Genomic DNA, 15978 nt, shown 5'->3' with positions numbered 1-15978 from the left:
GCTCGCCGATACCGTCCCGAGTCGATGTATCGGTTTCTGTTCCGGCCGCGTTGGTTGCTGTTTCATCTGATCGTCATCGCCGGGATCGTCGGGATGATCTTCCTGGCGTTCTGGCAACTCGACCGTCTCTCCGAACGCAAGGACTTCAACAGCGCCGTGCGCGAACGGTCGCAGGAGGCGCCGGTGGAACTGACGGTCATCCTGGACGAACTCGATCGCGGCGAGCTGTCCGAGGACGATGCCGAGTGGCGACGGGTCACGACGTCGGGGACGTACCTGCCCGCTCAGATCATCGAATTCAACAACTCCCAGGGCGGACGTGCCGGCGACAACGTGCTCAGCGCGTTGGTCACCGACGACGGCACCACGGTGGTGGTCAACCGCGGCTTCATCCCGCTGGGAACCGACCATCCCGATGCACCGACCGGCGAGGTCGACATCATCGGATTCGTTCGGCCATCCGAGGTCCGTGAACGCGGCGACCTGACCGACGCCGACGACGGCGAGCCGCTCACCGAGATCCGTCGCATCGACATTCCACAGATCGCCCGACAACTGCCCGGCGAGGTCGCACCCGTCTTCATCCAGCTCACCGGCTCGGAGCCACCGATCGCGGCGGACGATCCGGAACCGGTCGTCCTGCCCGAACTCGACAGCGGGCCGCATCTGTCGTACGCGATCCAGTGGTTCATCTTCGCCTTCTGCGTCGCACTGGGTTGGGTGCTCGCCGTCCGCCGATCGCTTTCCGTCAGGGCCGCAGAGCGGACAGCAGCGTCAACGGATTCCCGGTCACCAGTCGACGACGCAACGGAAAATCAGCCCGTCGAAACATCGTCGTCATGACGGCGGCGACGTCGCGGGGCGCCGCGTCGACCCGGAGATAGGTCGGCCACCGGTCCGCCGGAAGCTCGAAGAAGGTCTGGAAGAACCGGCGGATCTGCGCGGCGTCCATGTCGAGCAGAACCGCCAGGCCGTAGTCGTGCAGCCGCCGACTCCGCCGAAGTCGGATCGGCCACACGGCGTCGGCGACCGCTCGATGATCCGCTGTTCGATCGGCCGGCCGGTCCAGCCGTTCCGCGATCGCCGAAGCGACGCGGTCCGCAGCGCGCAGCGACGACGCCACCGAGTAGCCGGTCGCGGTGTGGATCATCCCGGCTGCCGCACCGAACCTCACCGCGCCCGGAACGGTGCTCCCTCGTGCCGGAACGGGCGCACCCATCGGAATCCGAACCCGTTCGATGCGCAGCGCACGCTCGAGCAGCTGGTCGGGTGACGAATCGAGCCTCGACGCCAAGCGCTCGATGAGCTGATCGGGATCGAGCACCGGGCCGGCGAGCACGGTCTCCTCGACCAACCAACCGTCGCTGACGGGGAGCGAGTACGCGAACGTCGGCTGTTCGACCGACCCGGCGTCCGGCGGCGAGCGGTAGTCCATCATCGTCGGCGTGCCCAGTGATCCCTCCGGTCGCTCGGGGAGCACCACTCCCAGCGCCGTTTGCCACGACCGCGAGTTCGGTGCGGTGGCCAATTCGGATCGATCCGTCGGGTCGAGTCCGGACGGCCAACCGGTCGCGTCGATGACGATCCGCGCGTCGAGGTCGTGGACATCGACGACCACGTCCGTTCGGTGCGGCACTCCGTCACGGAGCTCCGACCGCAGCCGCTCGTTGTCGAGAACTCCGTACTCCCGATCGATCGTGATCGCGTCGTCGAAGTGCGCGGCGATCGAGTCGAAGCGCTGCAACCAGATGTCACGATCGGCGACGACATCGACCCCGTCGAGATCATCGACCCACGTCGTGTACGTGGCGTTCCACGGCCGATCGCCGCCGACCAGAACGACTGCGACACCACGCCGTCGCAGTGCCTGGGCGAGCGCGGAACCTGCGGGCCCGTCACCCACCACCGCGACGTCGGACGATCCCATGCAGTTCGACTCCGTGGCTCCGGGGATCAGCGCGCTTCGAGTTCCGCCATCCGCCGGAACTGCTCGACGACGTCGGGAGACGTGTATCCGACATCGAGGGTTCGGTAGACGGTGTCCACGTTGACGGCGATGCGGCCGTACTCGCCCCAGTCACCGAAACGTGGCGACGCGTCGAGCAGTTCGGCGATGTCCTTGGCTGCGTCGAACGCGTCGATCCCGGCATCGTGACGACCGGTGGCTTCCGTGTCGACGAACGCGAGATAGTCGCGGACCTCGACGATTCCGTCACGGTCCGTCAACGGCCCGTGCCCCGGAACGACCGTGTCGACGTCCATCGCCAGCATCAGATCGCACGCGGCGATCCAGTTCGAGAGCGGACCCGCCCACACGATCGGTGTTCCGCCGATGAACAGGATGTCGCCCGTGTAGACGGTGCGCGCATCGGGAACGTGGACGATGACATCACCCTGCGTGTGAGCCGGACCGACCTCGATCAGTTCGATCGAGCGCCCTCCGACCTCCAGGCGAAGGCGATCGTCGAACGTGCGCGTCGGCAGCGTCAACTCGATGCCGCCGAAGTCGAATTCTCCGAAGAAGCTCCGGAACAGGTCGCCCACCTCGCCGGGCGCCTGATTCAGCGCGTCGAGCATGGCGGGCGGGACCTCGGGCATCTCCTCCGCGGTGGCGGTCGACGCGACGATCTCCACCTCGGGCCAGTTCGTGACCACCTCACTGTTGCCGTAGCAGTGGTCGCCGTTCGCGTGCGTGTTGACCAGCGACGACACCGGGGCGGATGCGGTCAGCGGCGCCATCGCCTCGAGCATGGTTGCGGTCAGCTTCAGGTCGAACAGCGTGTCGACGAGCAGCGACCGGCCGTCGCCGACGATCAGTCCGGCATTGCTCCATCCCCAACCGCCATCGGGTTGGAGATACGCATGGCACCCGTCACCGATCTCGTGCAGGCCCAACGTGTACGGGCTCGACGCGCTCATGACGACAATCCTTCCACGGCTCCGGCCACGCCCGGCCAGCGTGCGGCGATCCGCTCGGCGAGCATCGTGGTCGGAAGATGGGTGTTCGCGTCCGGAATCCCGGGGAACGCCGACGCGTCGCACACGTACGTTCCTTCGTGCCCGATCACTCCCCCAGCGTCGTCGAGCACCGTCGCGCACGAACTCGATGCGTGCACGTAGTCGGCGCCGTACTCGAGGAGCCACGCCTCGATCGCCTCGTCGCTGTCGAGGGACGCAGCCCGGGTACCCCGATCGTCGATGAACACCTCGTCCACGACGGGACCGAACGGTGGGTCGTCGAGCGTCGTGAGTGCTTCGCGCACCGCGACGGCGAGGCGCCGCCGGTCATCGGCGTGACTGAGCAGGTGGAAATCGACGATCGGTGGCTCCATCGGGTCGTCGGAACGAAGTCGGACGCTGCCGCCGGGCGAGATCGGGCGCATCAGCGCCACCAGGAGCATCGCGTACTCCGGGGGCGAGTCGACTCCGAGGTGGTTCAAGGCGAGCAACTGGATCCCGTCGTGGTTCACGATCGACGCGGTGGCGAGGCCACGGCGCGCCGGATCGAGCTGCACCCGCGAGTCGGAACCGAACTTCAGCAGGAGTCCAGCGGCTGGATGGTCACGCAATCCCGTGCCCGCCGCGGTGATTCCGGAGCGTTGCAGGATCGTCGGGCTGTGGATGGCGCCGGCGGCGAGTACGACGGCATCGCAATCCACCTGTTCGCCGCCGGCCAGCGTCACTCCCGTCGCCGCGCCCGAGGCGTCGAAGTCGACCCGGTCGACGACCCGGTCGCTGACGACCTCGAACCGCGACCCGACGGCGCCGAGAATCGGCCAGAGGTACGCCTCGGCGGACGTGACCCGGCGACCGTTGCGTCTCGTCAGCGGACACACCTCGGCGTCACTGCGCGCTTCGAGCAAGAGGCGGTCGGTGCGTCCCAACTCGGCGTCCTCCGGTCGCTCCTCGGGGATGAGGCAGCGTGCCCAGGCCTGCTCCACCTCGGCCGGTGCCCACCCCCACGACGCGTAGAGGGCCGGGTCACCACGCAGCGCGACCATCCCGTTCACGGCACTCGATCCGCCGACTCCGCGTCCGCGCAGGTAGCGCCGCTCGGGCCCCGCTGTCGTTCGCCGCGCGACGACGTCGGGAAAGGTCCGCCCCTCGACCCCGATCGCAGCGAACGCATCGCTGCCGTCGATGTCGACGACACCGTGGTCGGGCTGCATCGGAGCGCCGGCCTCGATGAGCGTCACGTGGTGTCCGGCGTCGACGAGCCGTCGCGCCGCGACGCACCCGGCCGACCCGGCTCCGACCACCACCCACTTCACGGGCCAACACCCCCGTCACGTCGACTCATCGGGCCGACCGCTCGGTCGCCTCGGGCAACCCTGCGAGGTGCGCTGCGTCGTTGTAGCGCACGACCCGCCACGCTCCATCGGCGCCAGGGGCCCGGAACTCGGTGAGCGAGGTGTTCAGGGTGTTCAGCACGAAACCACCGGTGGATGGCACACCGACGACGCTGCGGAAGACTGCGTCGACCACTCCGCCGTGGCACGCCACGACCACGTGGCGACCTGTGTAGGTCTCGATGACCCGGTCGAGCGCCCGGCCGACGCGGGCGTGGAAGTCCGCGGTGGTCTCGCCACCGGGGAAGATCTCGACGGTCGGGTCGCCGTTCCAGTCCGGTGTTCCGAAGCGCTCCACGTACGCCTCGAAGGTCGTGCCGTCGATGTCGGGCCCGGGATCGTGCTCCCCGAACTCGGGCCACGGTGCGTCCACCTCGACCGCACCGAGGGCAGGACGGATGATGTCGGCCGTCTCGATCGCCCGTGCGAAGTGGCTCGAGAGCAGCACGTCGGCATCGATCTCCTGCGTCTCGTCCAACCGCGCCGCCAGCCGGACGCTCTGCCGTCGTCCCAGCTCGCTCAAGCCCGAACAGGTCCGGTGTCCCCCGATGATCCGTCCTACGGTCACGTTCGACTCTCCGTGTCGGATCAGTGTGATCCGGGTCGGATCGGGCTGCCGTCCCGCGGCCGTGGAGTCGTGCGTCGCCATCAACGACGGAGCGTAGGCCTCGTCCGCCGTCCATGTCGGCTCGACCCGCGCCTGACACAGCGTGACAATTCGTCGCGAAGTTCTGCGCGGACCACGCGACGGGTGTGTGAATTTTCACGCGAAAAGCTGGTCCGAGGACGCTCCGCTCCGTATGGTCGCGCCGGTGTCCCATCGCCATCGCATGACGATCCGCTCTCTGGACCGGGACCCACGGGTCGATCAGGTCATCGCGGGTGCCGCAGCGCTGGGTCTCCCGGCCGTGAGTGGCATGACCATCGCCGACGTCGTCCACATCGACGGCGACCTGTCCGACGAGGCCAAACAGCGACTGCACGGTCTCCTCGTCGATCCCCTGCTCCAGATGGGAACGTGGGCCGTTCCGACCGAACCCGGGGTCGAGATCGCGCTCCTGCCCGGGGTCACCGACACGGCCGCTGACGCCGTCCGCCACGCGACCACGACGCTGGGAATCGACATCGAATACGCCGCCACCGGCCTCCGCGTCGAGTTCGACGCCGAGGTCGACGAGGCCACCCGCCGCACCGTGGTCGCCCGTTTCCTCGTCAACCCGATCGTCGACCAGTGGACGGATGGGACGATCGAACCGGTTCGTCCCGGGACCGAGGAAGCCGTCGGCGCCGTCGAATCGATCCCCATGCGCGGCCTCGACGACGACGCGCTGGCCGAACTGAACGTCGAGCGGGCGCTGTACCTCGACCCGGAGGAACTCCGCGTCATTCGCGACCACTTCACCGAGCTCGACCGCGACCCCACCGATGTCGAGATCGAGACCCTCGCCCAGACGTGGAGCGAGCATTGCGCCCACAAGACGTTCCGGGCCGTCGTCCATGCGCTCGAACCTGGCGCCTCCGAGAGCGATCAGCGCCCGTCACTCATGCACCAATTGCGCTCGTGTACCGAGGCGATCGGTGCCGACTACGTACGTTCCGCCTTCGTCGGCAACGCCGGTGTGATCGAGTTCCAGAAGGGAACGACACTCGCCCTCAAGGCCGAAACGCACAATCACCCGTCGGCGGTCGAGCCGTTCGGTGGAGCGAACACGGGGGTCGGCGGTGTCATTCGTGACGTCCTCGGGATCGCCCATCGCCCGATCGCCATCACCGACATCCTCTGCTTCGGCCCGACCGATCTGCCGCTGGCGGAACTTCCCGAGGGGACGCTGCACCCGCGTCGGATCGAGGCCGGCGTGATCGACGGCGTCGCCGACTACGGCAACAAGATCGGTCTGCCGACGGTCGCCGGAGCCATCCTCTACGACCCCGCGTACACGACGAATCCGCTCGTGTTCGCCGGATGCATCGGCTCCGCTCCGAGCCGCTCGCTGCACGACGGTCCGCACGCCGGAGACCGGGTGCTCGTGCTCGGCGGTGCCACGGGACGTGACGGCATCCGCGGCGCCACCTTCTCCTCGGCGACGATGGACGCCACGACGGGCGAGGTCGCCGGGGCGAGCGTGCAGATCGGTGATCCCATCGTCGAGAAACTGCTGATCGACGTGCTCGTCGGGGCCGAGGACATGTACTCCGCGATCACCGACTGCGGGGCCGGCGGCCTGTCGTCCGCGATCGGCGAGATGGCGGAGGGCATCGGCGCCGACGTCGACCTCGCTCTCGTTCCGCGGAAGTATCCGGGGCTCGAGCCGTGGGAGGTCTGGTTGTCCGAAGCCCAGGAGCGGATGGTCGTGTCCGTGCCTCCGCGGGGCGTGAGCGCGCTCGCGAACCGGTGCGAACGTGTCGGCGTGGGATGGTCCGACATCGGTTCGTTCACCGGCGACGGAACACTGATCGTCCGCAACGGTGACGACGTCGTGGCCGAACTCGACACCACGTTCCTGCACGACGGACGACCGCAGCGGCACATGAACGCACGACTGCCCGACCCGCGTCGCAGCGGAGCCACCACCCGCGAACTCGACGATCCGGCCGCCTCGATCCTCGCACTGCTCGGCCATCCGAACATCGCATCGAAAGCGGCGACCATTCACCGCTACGACCACGAGATCCTCGGCTCGACCGTCGTGCGCCCATTGGTCGGCGCCGCGTCGGACGGACCCGCCGACGGAGTCGTGCTCGCCCAGCCGACCGAGACCCACGGGTTCGCGATCGGGATCGGCGTCAACCCGTGGTTCGGGCTCCACGATCCGGAGGCGATGGCCTTCGCCGCGGTCGACGAGGCGGTGCGCAATGCCGTCGCCGTCGGTGCCGACCCGGAACGCATCGCTCTGCTCGACAACTTCTCGTGGGGCGATCCGCGACGCGAGTCGACGATGGGCGACCTCGTCGCCGCTGTCGACGGCGCGTGCGCCGCCGCATTCCTGTTCAACGCACCGTTCGTGTCCGGGAAGGACTCGCTCAACAACGAGTACCTCGGCGGGGACGGAGAGCGCCACGCCGTGCCACCCACGCTCGTCATCACCGCGGTCGGCCACGTTCCCGACGCCGATCACTGCATCACGCCCGATCTGGTCTCGCCCGGCAACCTGCTGATGCTCATCGGGTCGACCGAGACCGAGTTCGCCGGCTCGCACTACGACCTCGTCCACGGCGAACCCGAGGACCCCGGCGTCGTGCCCGCTCCCGACACCGATGCGGCGATGAACTATCAGCGCCTCCACGCCGCGATGCGCGCCGGCTTGGTCGTGTCGTGCCACGACGTCAGCGAAGGCGGTCTCGCGGTCGCCCTGGCCGAGATGTGCATCGCCGGACGGTTGGGGGCCAAGATCACCGAGCTGCCCCATGACAACCTCGCCACCGCGCTGTTCAGCGAATCGATCGGGCGCCTCGTGGTCGAGGTCGAGGAGCGCAGCGTCGATGCGTTCCGTCGGATCATGGACGACGAGCTGGTCGACCTCGGAACGGTGAGCGAGAAACGGGTGCTGTCGCTTCCCGGTGTCGACCCGATCCACCTCTCCGAACTGATCGATGCGTTCAACAGCCGGGCACAGGCGATCGCATCGGTCGGCTTCGACGCTACGACCGGCAACGACAGCGAGGCACGGTCATGAGTCGAGTTCCTGCGATCGTGATCACCGGGCCCGGTACGAACCGTGACCACGACGTCGCCAAGGCACTCGATCTGGCCGGATCCGACGCACGCATCGTGCGTGCAAAGGAACTGATCACCAGCCCGCGACATCTCGACGACGCCCGCCTCGCCGTCGTTGCGGGCGGGTTCAGCTACGCCGACTCGTTGGGAGCCGGCCGCATGATGGCCCTCGACCTGACCCTCGGGCTCGGCGAGAAGCTGCACGAGTTCGTCGACAAGGGGCGGCCGCTCCTCGGCATCTGCAACGGATTTCAGGTGCTCAGCCGCACCAATCTGATTCCGGGTGCGCTCGGGCACAACGCGCAGGGAGTGTTCGACTGTCGCTGGGTCGTGCTCGAACGGGCGGCGAAGAGCAAGAGCATCTGGACCAAGGGCATCGAGGATCCGATCCACTGCCCGATCGCCCACGGCGAAGGACGCTATGTGCACCCGGACCCCGCCTCGCTCGAGGCCGCTGGTCAGATCGCGCTGCGCTACCGGAGTACGAACCCGAACGGCTCGATCGACGACATCGCCGGCGTCAGCGACCCGACCGGCCTGGTCCTCGGCCTGATGCCCCACCCGGAGAATCACATCGTGGCGCGACAACACCCGCACCACCGGCGGGGCGGCGGTGGGCGGCGCCACCTCGGACTGCGCATCTTCGAAGCGGGCGTCGCCCACGCGAAGCAAGTCTGACGCGAGAATCGTCACCATGACCGGGCACCCCGCACCACTGACCGAGATCGACCTCCCGCTGTCGGACCGTCGGGACGGCAAGGTGCGGGTGTCGTATGCGCTCGGCGGTGAACGAACCGGCCAGCGCCTCTTCGTCACCACCGATCGGCTGTCGGCCTTCGACCGGATCATCGCCGGGGTCGCCTACAAGGGACAGGTACTGAACGAACTGTCGGCATGGTGGTTCGATCAGACATCCGACATCGTCGCCAACCACGTCATCGAGGTTCCCGATCCGAACGTCACGATCGCTCGGGCAGCGGCGCCGTTGCCCGTCGAGGTGATCGTTCGCGGACACATCACCGGGGTCACCGACACCGCGCTGTGGACCGCGTACGAGCGCGGCGAACGCACGATCTACGGACACGAGCTTCCCGACGGGCTCCGGAAGAACGACCCGCTCCCCCATCCGATCGTCACCCCCACGACGAAGGGCGATGCCGGCGCGCACGACGTACCGATCACCTGCGACGACGTGGTCGAGCGTGGCCTGGTCGCGCCCGACGTGTGGAAACAGGTCCACGACGCGGCGCTGGCTGTGTTCGAACGGGGTCTGCAACGCGGGCGTGACGCCGGGCTGATCCTCGCCGACACGAAGTACGAGTTCGGCATCGCCGAGTCCGGTGAGGTGCTGCTGATCGACGAGGTCCACACCCCCGATTCGTCACGCTGGTGGGTCGAGGACAGCTATCAGGAGCGCCTGGCGTCCGGCGTCGAACCCGAGAGTCTCGACAAGGAGGTCGTCCGCCGAGCGCTCGCCGCCGTCGACTTCCGGGGTGACGGCGACATTCCGACGTTGGGTGACGAGGTCTGGTCGGCCACCAGCGCCCGATACGTTGATGCCTACGAGCGACTCACCGGCGAGACGTTCCGATACGCCGACTATCCCGCAGCCCCGCGCATCCGTGTCGCGGTCTCCCATCTGGAGTGACATGACCCGATCGATCCCGGTTCAGGCGGTTCCCGCTGAGTTCGCGAACGACGACGTCGCGCACGACGAGTGCGGTGTGCTCGGCCTGTCCACACCGCACGGTGACGGCGTGGCACAGCTCGCCTTCTTCGGGCTCTTCGCGCTGCAGCACCGGGGCCAGGAGGCTGCCGGAATGGCGGTCAGCGACGGCAAGCGGGCGCGTGTCCACAAGGAGCCGGGTCTCGTCTCGACCGTCTTCACCCCCGATGCACTCGCACCGTTGACCGGGTACCACGCGATCGGACACACCCGCTACTCGACGACGGGTTCCAACGCCGAGCGCAACATCCAACCGTTCCTCGTCGAGACGATGCACGGTCCGCTCTCGGTCGCCCACAACGGCAACCTGGTGAATGCGACCGGGCTGCGCGACGAGTTGCTCAACAAGGGCTTCGGGCTGACCGCCACGAGCGACACCGAGGTGTTCACCCTGATGCTCGCAGCGGCGGGCGGCCGGACGTGGCAGGAGCGCATCGAGCGCACACTGCCGGCGTGGAAGGGAGCGTTCTCGCTGGTCATCCTCGCGTCCGATCAGGTCATCGCCGTCCGTGATCCGTGGGGTTTCCGGCCGCTGTCGGTCGGACGCCTCCCCCATGGCGGCCATGCGGTCGCCTCCGAGACCTGTGCGCTGTCGACACTCGGCTGCGTGGACATCGACGAGATCCACCCCGGCGAGATGGTCACCCTGCGCGGCGCCGAGATCGAGCGCCAGCAAGTCCTCGCTCCACAGCCGAACGCCGCCCGGTGCACGTTCGAGTTCGTCTACTTCTCCCGCCCCGACTCGGTGTGGGATTCCAAGTCGGTCCACCACGTCCGTCAGCAACTCGGCGTCGAGTTGGCTCGCGAATCGCTGGTCGACGCCGATGTCGTGATCCCCGTGCCCGACTCGTCGATTCCCGCGGCGATCGGTTTCTCGAAGGAGAGCGGCCTGCCGTTCAACGACGGGCTCATCAAGAACCGCTACATCGGACGCACCTTCATCGAGCCGACTCAGGACATCCGCGAGCGCGGCGTCGCGCTGAAGTTCAACGCGCTCAGCGAGAACCTCGAGGGCAAGCGGGTGATCATGATCGACGACTCGCTCGTGCGCGGCACGACCGCGGGACCGCTCGTCAAGCTCGTCCGTGACGCCGGCGCGGCCGAGGTGCACCTGCGGATCACGTGCCCGCCGATCACCCACGCCTGCCACTTCGGTGTCGACATGGGCCACGACGGCGACCTCATGGCATCGCACCTCAGCGTGGCCGAGATGGAGGACCACATCGGTGCCGACAGCCTGGCGTTCCTCTCGCTCGACGGGATGATGCGCGCCGTGGCCGGCCGCGAGGGTGGCGTCGACGACGGCTACTGCAACGCCTGCTTCACGGGTACCTATCCCCTCGCGGTCGGCGACGCTCAGGCGAAGCTCGCCTTCGAGGGCGTGCTGCACTGATGCAGGTTCTCATCCTGGGCGGCGGCGGGCGCGAGCAGGCACTCGCATGGGCGTGCCGACGCGCCGGACACGACGTGCGCCTCGCACCGGACCTCGCCGATGCGTCGTCCGCCGACACCGACCTGGTCATTCCCGGACCCGAGGCCGCATTGGTCGACGGTGCCGCCGACGAGTGCGCCCGTCGGGGCATCCCCTGTTTCGGTCCGACCGCCGACCTCGCCCGGATCGAGGCGTCGAAGGGCTTCGCGCGCCAACTGGCGGCCGACCTCGGCATTCCGGGTCCCCGCTTCGCGCGTTTCGATCCCTCGGCGTCGACCAACGTGGTCGACGACGCACGCACGTGGTGGCGCGCCCTGGGGACCGGCGTGGTCGTCAAACTCGACGGCCTGGCGGCCGGCAAGGGTGTCGTCGTCCCCGACTCCGACGGCGAGACCGAGGCCGCCATCGTCGACGCGGCCTTGTCCGGGGCATTCGTCCTCGAGGAGCGGATCAGCGGACCCGAGTTCTCACTGCTCGCACTGTGTGACGGCACCACTGCCGTCGCGCTGCCGCTGGCCCAGGATCACAAACGGATCGGGGAAGGTGACACCGGCCCGAACACCGGTGGCATGGGTGCCTACGCACCGGCGCCGGTGGCGCTGCGACCCGACGATCTGGTCGCCGAGTTCGTCCAACCGGTCCTCGACCATTTCCGATCCGCCGAAACGCCCTACGTCGGCGTGATCTACGCCGGCTTGATGTTGACCGCCGACGGGCCCCGCCTGATCGAGTACAACGCCCGATTCGGCGACCCGGAGGCTCAAGCGGTGCTCCCGCTGCTCGAAACCGATCTCGGCGAGTTGGCACTGGCGGCCACACGCGGTGACGTCACCAGCGTCCCGCTCGTCACACGCTCGCGGTCCGCTGTCACCGTCGTCGCCGCCGCCGACGGCTATCCGGGCAACCCGATCACGGGCGCGCAGATCACCGACCGCATCGACGATGCCGAAGCGCTCAACGAGGCCGGCGAAGGCGTTGCGATGCGCTTCGACGCCGGCGTCACCGACGGGTGCGTGTCCGGCGGACGCGTCCTGGCCGTGACCGGTGTCGGCCACGATCTCGACGAGGCGCGCCGGATCGCGTACGCACGCATGTCGGCGATCGAGTTCCGGGGAATGCAGGTGCGCCGTGACATCGCCTGGCGTGCTCCCGGGGCCGCTCTGGCGTCGTACGCCGATGCAGGCGTCGACATCGACGAGGGGACGCGCGCCGTCGCCGAGATGAAAGCGGCGGTCGAATCGACCCACGACGTCGGTTCGGGCCGTGGAGTACTGCAGGGTGTCGGCAGCTTCGGCGGGGTGTTCTCGGCTGCGGCGATCACCGAACTGGACGACCCGGTTCTCGTCGCGTCCACCGACGGCGTCGGAACGAAGGTCGAACTCGCGGCCCGACTCGGTCGCGTGCGTGGGGTCGGTGCCGACATCGTCAACCACTGCATCGGCGACGTGCTGGTGCAGAACGCTCGTCCTCTGTTCTTCCTCGACTACATCGCTGCGAGCGTGCTCGATGCCGACATGGTCGCCGACATCGTGAAAGGCATGTCCGAGGCGTGCCGAGCCGCGAACTGCGCGGTTCTCGGCGGCGAGACCGCCGAGATGCCCGGCGTGTACCGCGAGGGGGCCTTCGACATCGCCGGCACGCTGATCGGCGTCGCCGATCGGTCCGAGCTGCTCCCGCGCGCCGACGTGGCGGCCGACGACGTGCTCATCGGTGTGGCGTCCTCCGGACCGCACACGAACGGGTACTCGCTGTTGCGCAAGGTGTTCGAGTGGGCGCCGATGGACACGATCGTCGCAGGAATGGATCGTCCGCTCGGTGACGCACTGCTGGAACCGCACCGCAACTATCTCGATCCGCTGCGTCCGGCACTGGCAACCGGCGCCGTGAAAGCACTCGCCCAGATCACGGGGGGTGGCCTTCCCGAGAATCTGCCGCGGGTGCTTCCGGACGGGATCGGCGCGGAGATCGATCTCGGTTCCTGGCCGGTGCCGCCGCTGTTCCGTCTGGTGCGCGAGCTGACGCCCCAGATGTCGACCGATGAGCTGTATCGCACGCTCAACATGGGCATCGGCATGGTCGTCGTCTGCGCCGCGGCCGACGCCGACGACGTCCAGGCAGCGATCCCCGAGACCACCTGGCGCATCGGCCGCCTCACCACCGGCCCGCGCACCGTCACCCTCCGCTGAGGTTTCGGCGCTATTGGGAGCGGGTAGGCCGCGCGAGCTCGTGGAAAGGAGCCGCGCCCATGCCCCGACTCAACCGAATTCTTCGTCCCGATGCTGTCAAGACGCTCGACGAGTACCTCGCCATGGGCGGTGGCGAGGGACTGAAGCTCGCGTCCGACATGGACCCGCTGGAGATCATCGCGATGATCGAGGCGAGCGGTCTGCGCGGCCGCGGCGGTGCCGGCTTCCCGACGGGGACGAAATGGCGCACCGTCGCGGAAATGTCCACCGACCGACCGGTCTCGGTGGTCGTGAACGGAGCCGAGGGAGAGCCGGGCACCTTCAAGGACCGCACCCTCCTCGACAACGATCCGTTCCAGGTCATCGAGGGAGCACTGATCACCGCGCGCGCCGTTGGAGCCACCGACGTCGTCATCGCCGTCAAGGAGCAGTTCGACGAGCAGATCGCACGGCTGCGCCCGGCCATCGCCGCATTCGAGGCGTACGGACTCGAAGACGTCGAACTTCGTGTGGTGACCGGCCCGTCGTCCTACCTGTACGGCGAGGAGTCGGCGCTGCTCGAGGTGGTCGAGGGGCGACCACCTCTGCCTCGGGTGACCCCTCCGTATCGGCGCGGACTGGCCGACGGTGCCGATGTGCGCAACGAGGCCAGCGAGGTCGCGCTCGCCGGCGAGACCAGCGGGGCAGGAAGCACTGCGGTGGTCAACAACGTCGAGACGATGGCCAACGTGACGTACATCCTCACCCACGGCGTCGACGAGTTCCGTTCCGTCGGCACCGACGCCACGCCGGGGACCGCGATCTGCACGATCTCCGGTGCGGTTCCCCACCACGGTGTCGCCGAGTTCGCGATGGGCACGCCGTTCTGGAACGTGCTCGATGAACTCGGCGGTGGCGCCGTCGACGACCACACGGTGATCGGCGCCATCTCCGGCACCGCCAACGCCGTTCTCACCGCCGATCGCTTCGACACCGGACTGTGCTTCGACGCGTTCGCCGACACCGGGTCCGGGCTCGGCTCCGCCGGCTTCATCGTGCTCGACGACCACACCGACCTCGCGGCGACCGCGCACGGCGTCGCCCGATTCCTGGCGATCGAGTCCTGCGGACAATGCCAGCCGTGCAAGGACGACGGGGGTGCGATCGCCGATCGACTCGACGTCATCCGCAAGTCCGACCGAACGGCTCCGGCCGACATCGACAACGAACTCGAGTCGCTCTTCGGGACCGTGGCCGACGGAGCGCGTTGCGGACTCGCCTCGCAGCACCAGAGTGCGGTCGCCAGCCTCTACGCCCTCGCCTGCACAGCGACGGGGTCCCACCTGTCGGGTGAGCTCGCTCCCGCTGGTCTCGAACTCATCGCACCGATCGTCGACATCATCGACGGGGTCGCGCAAGTCGACGGTCGCCATCTCGACAAGCAGCGGGACTGGTCGACCGACGGCGAGGACAGCACGACTGCCCCTGTCGATCTGCTCTGAACGACGTCCGGATTTCGTTTCACACGACGTCCGGCGTGGTACTCCCCTGGCATGAATGAGACGACGCCGACCACTTCTGCCATGACCGACCTGCGCGACCTCGTGGAGCGCGACGGGCCGTTCCTGACCGCGCTGATTCCAGCACGGAGCGATGTCGCCGGTGCGTCCGAGCGTTTCGGGGTCCAGGTGCGCAATGCCCTCCGTCCGGCTTCGGCCGAGTGGGAAGACGACGTCGCCGAGATGACGTCCGACCTCGAAGCGCTCGACCACGGTGACGGCGCAGCACTGATCGCCGTGAGGGCGCGGTCGGGCCCGACGTTCGCGGAGTTCATCGACCAGCCGGTCCGACGCGCCGAGCTCACCGAGGCGCCGCTTCCCCGGCTCGCACCGTTGATCGAGGCGCGCCAACGCGTCATCGCTCACGTCGTGGTCGAAGTCGACCTCGCAGGCGCCGACCTGGTCGCGTTCGACGGCGGCGGGACCACCACGAGCGAGCAGGTCGAGGGCGACACCGAGCACATCCATCGTGGACACCCCGGCGGTTGGTCCCAACGTCGTTTCCAGCAGCGCGCCGAGAACACCTGGGACGAGAACGCCCGGGACGTCGCCGACGCCGTCGAGCACATGGTCGCCCGGGTCGACGCACGGATCGTTCTGGTCGTCGGACCGACCCGCGCCCAGTCGATGCTCGTCGAACTGCTCGGCGATCGCCTCTCGATTCCGACCCACGCCGTCGAGGCGGGCGATGACGAGGGTGCCGCCGCCGAGATCGTCCGGCTGGTGTCCGACATCGCGGCCACCGACACCAAGCGGCTCCTCGACGAGTTCAAGGAGCGCGTCGATCACCGCACCTCCACCTCGCTCGAGGTCACCGAGGCACTGGCCGAGGGCCGGGTCGAGACGTTGCTGGTCCACGACGCCGAGTCGTCCGACAACCCCGGAATCGTCGACCGTGCAATCCGTCAGGCGCTGCTCACCGACGCCGACATCCACGTCGTCCCGAACGTCGCCATCCTCGACGACGGCCTCGCCGCCATTCTCCGCTGGTAACCGCTCGACCCCGTTCTCGTGAACAGTTCGCGCACGGAG

The 15978-nt window shown here is 68.3% G+C and carries 12 protein-coding genes; 8 read left to right on the top strand and 4 right to left on the bottom strand.

What is annotated here, in order from left to right; genetic code table 11:
* The first annotated feature begins 24 nt into the window (after nt 1-24).
* Complete coding sequence (locus ON45_RS08940) at nt 25-843, top strand: SURF1 family cytochrome oxidase biogenesis protein (RefSeq protein WP_040493307.1); 819 nt, start codon at nt 25-27, stop codon at nt 841-843.
* Here the strand turns inward: ON45_RS08940 and ON45_RS08935 are convergent.
* The 4 genes from ON45_RS08935 to ON45_RS08920 are packed head-to-tail and all read right to left on the bottom strand — an operon-like array spanning nt 749 to nt 4998.
* On the bottom strand, nt 749-1927 hold the full coding sequence (locus tag ON45_RS08935; RefSeq protein ID WP_051062780.1) for a lycopene cyclase family protein: 1179 nt from the start codon (nt 1925-1927) through the stop codon (nt 749-751). The two genes, ON45_RS08940 and ON45_RS08935, sit on opposite strands and share 95 nt — an antisense overlap.
* A 26-nt stretch (nt 1928-1953) precedes the next feature.
* Nucleotides 1954-2919, bottom strand: a complete 966-nt coding sequence (locus tag ON45_RS08930) for an MBL fold metallo-hydrolase (RefSeq protein ID WP_040493306.1) — start codon at nt 2917-2919, stop codon at nt 1954-1956.
* The gene (locus ON45_RS08925; RefSeq protein WP_040493305.1) at nt 2916-4271 is read right to left on the bottom strand and encodes a GMC oxidoreductase; all 1356 of its coding nucleotides are present in this window, start codon (nt 4269-4271) and stop codon (nt 2916-2918) included. The genes ON45_RS08930 and ON45_RS08925 overlap by 4 nt, the downstream gene beginning before the upstream one ends.
* A 25-nt stretch (nt 4272-4296) precedes the next feature.
* Nucleotides 4297-4998, bottom strand: coding sequence for a histidine phosphatase family protein (locus tag ON45_RS08920; protein ID WP_051062779.1), 702 nt, complete (start codon nt 4996-4998; stop codon nt 4297-4299).
* A 181-nt stretch (nt 4999-5179) separates the two neighbouring features.
* On the opposite strand from ON45_RS08920, the gene purL reads away from it, so the two are divergent.
* The 7 genes from purL to ON45_RS08880 are packed head-to-tail and all read left to right on the top strand — an operon-like array spanning nt 5180 to nt 15939.
* Entirely contained in the window at nt 5180-8023 is a 2844-nt protein-coding gene (purL, locus tag ON45_RS08915) for a phosphoribosylformylglycinamidine synthase subunit PurL (protein WP_083914657.1), read from the top strand.
* Nucleotides 8020-8742, top strand: coding sequence for a phosphoribosylformylglycinamidine synthase subunit PurQ (locus ON45_RS08910; protein ID WP_040493304.1), 723 nt, complete (start codon nt 8020-8022; stop codon nt 8740-8742). Before purL ends, ON45_RS08910 begins: the two co-directional genes overlap by 4 nt.
* A gap of 16 nt (nt 8743-8758) precedes the next feature.
* Nucleotides 8759-9712 carry a phosphoribosylaminoimidazolesuccinocarboxamide synthase gene (locus ON45_RS08905; protein WP_040493303.1) on the top strand — a complete coding sequence of 318 codons (954 nt, stop codon included), beginning with the start codon at nt 8759-8761 and terminating at the stop codon, nt 9710-9712.
* Between the two features lies 1 nt (nt 9713).
* Nucleotides 9714-11183, top strand: coding sequence for an amidophosphoribosyltransferase (purF, locus tag ON45_RS08900; protein ID WP_040493302.1), 1470 nt, complete (start codon nt 9714-9716; stop codon nt 11181-11183).
* A complete protein-coding gene (gene purD, locus ON45_RS23630; RefSeq protein ID WP_051062777.1) occupies nt 11183-13408 on the top strand; it encodes a phosphoribosylamine--glycine ligase in 2226 nt (741 codons plus the stop codon). The genes purF and purD overlap by 1 nt, the downstream gene beginning before the upstream one ends.
* A 59-nt stretch (nt 13409-13467) precedes the next feature.
* Nucleotides 13468-14889 carry an NADH-ubiquinone oxidoreductase-F iron-sulfur binding region domain-containing protein gene (locus ON45_RS08885; RefSeq protein WP_040493301.1) on the top strand — a complete coding sequence of 474 codons (1422 nt, stop codon included), beginning with the start codon at nt 13468-13470 and terminating at the stop codon, nt 14887-14889.
* A gap of 51 nt (nt 14890-14940) precedes the next feature.
* Nucleotides 14941-15939 (top strand): baeRF2 domain-containing protein, encoded by a 999-nt coding sequence (locus ON45_RS08880; protein ID WP_148288597.1) that lies wholly within the window; start codon nt 14941-14943, stop codon nt 15937-15939.
* The last annotated feature ends 39 nt before the right edge of the window (nt 15940-15978 follow it).

It is taken from the genome of Ilumatobacter nonamiensis YM16-303 (assembly GCF_000350145.1).
GTDB lineage: Bacteria > Actinomycetota > Acidimicrobiia > Acidimicrobiales > Ilumatobacteraceae > Ilumatobacter_A > Ilumatobacter_A nonamiensis.
Note: the sequence above shows the minus strand (reverse complement) of the source record. Positions and strands in the feature narration are given on the sequence as shown.

Bases quoted from the DNA above. Each gene is read 5' to 3' on its own strand.
- ON45_RS08930 (WP_040493306.1), bottom strand. From the start codon at position 2,919: ATGAGCGCGTCGAGCCCGTACACGTTGGGCCTGCACGAGATCGGTGAC.
- ON45_RS08910 (WP_040493304.1), top strand. From the start codon at position 8,020: ATGAGTCGAGTTCCTGCGATCGTGATCACCGGGCCCGGTACGAACCGT.
- ON45_RS08940 (WP_040493307.1), top strand. From the start codon at position 25: ATGTATCGGTTTCTGTTCCGGCCGCGTTGGTTGCTGTTTCATCTGATC.
- purL (WP_083914657.1), top strand. From the start codon at position 5,180: ATGACGATCCGCTCTCTGGACCGGGACCCACGGGTCGATCAGGTCATC.
- ON45_RS08905 (WP_040493303.1), top strand. From the start codon at position 8,759: ATGACCGGGCACCCCGCACCACTGACCGAGATCGACCTCCCGCTGTCG.
- ON45_RS08880 (WP_148288597.1), top strand. From the start codon at position 14,941: ATGAATGAGACGACGCCGACCACTTCTGCCATGACCGACCTGCGCGAC.
- purF (WP_040493302.1), top strand. From the start codon at position 9,714: ATGACCCGATCGATCCCGGTTCAGGCGGTTCCCGCTGAGTTCGCGAAC.
- ON45_RS08920 (WP_051062779.1), bottom strand. From the start codon at position 4,998: ATGGCGACGCACGACTCCACGGCCGCGGGACGGCAGCCCGATCCGACC.
- purD (WP_051062777.1), top strand. From the start codon at position 11,183: ATGCAGGTTCTCATCCTGGGCGGCGGCGGGCGCGAGCAGGCACTCGCA.
- ON45_RS08885 (WP_040493301.1), top strand. From the start codon at position 13,468: ATGCCCCGACTCAACCGAATTCTTCGTCCCGATGCTGTCAAGACGCTC.
- ON45_RS08935 (WP_051062780.1), bottom strand. From the start codon at position 1,927: ATGGGATCGTCCGACGTCGCGGTGGTGGGTGACGGGCCCGCAGGTTCC.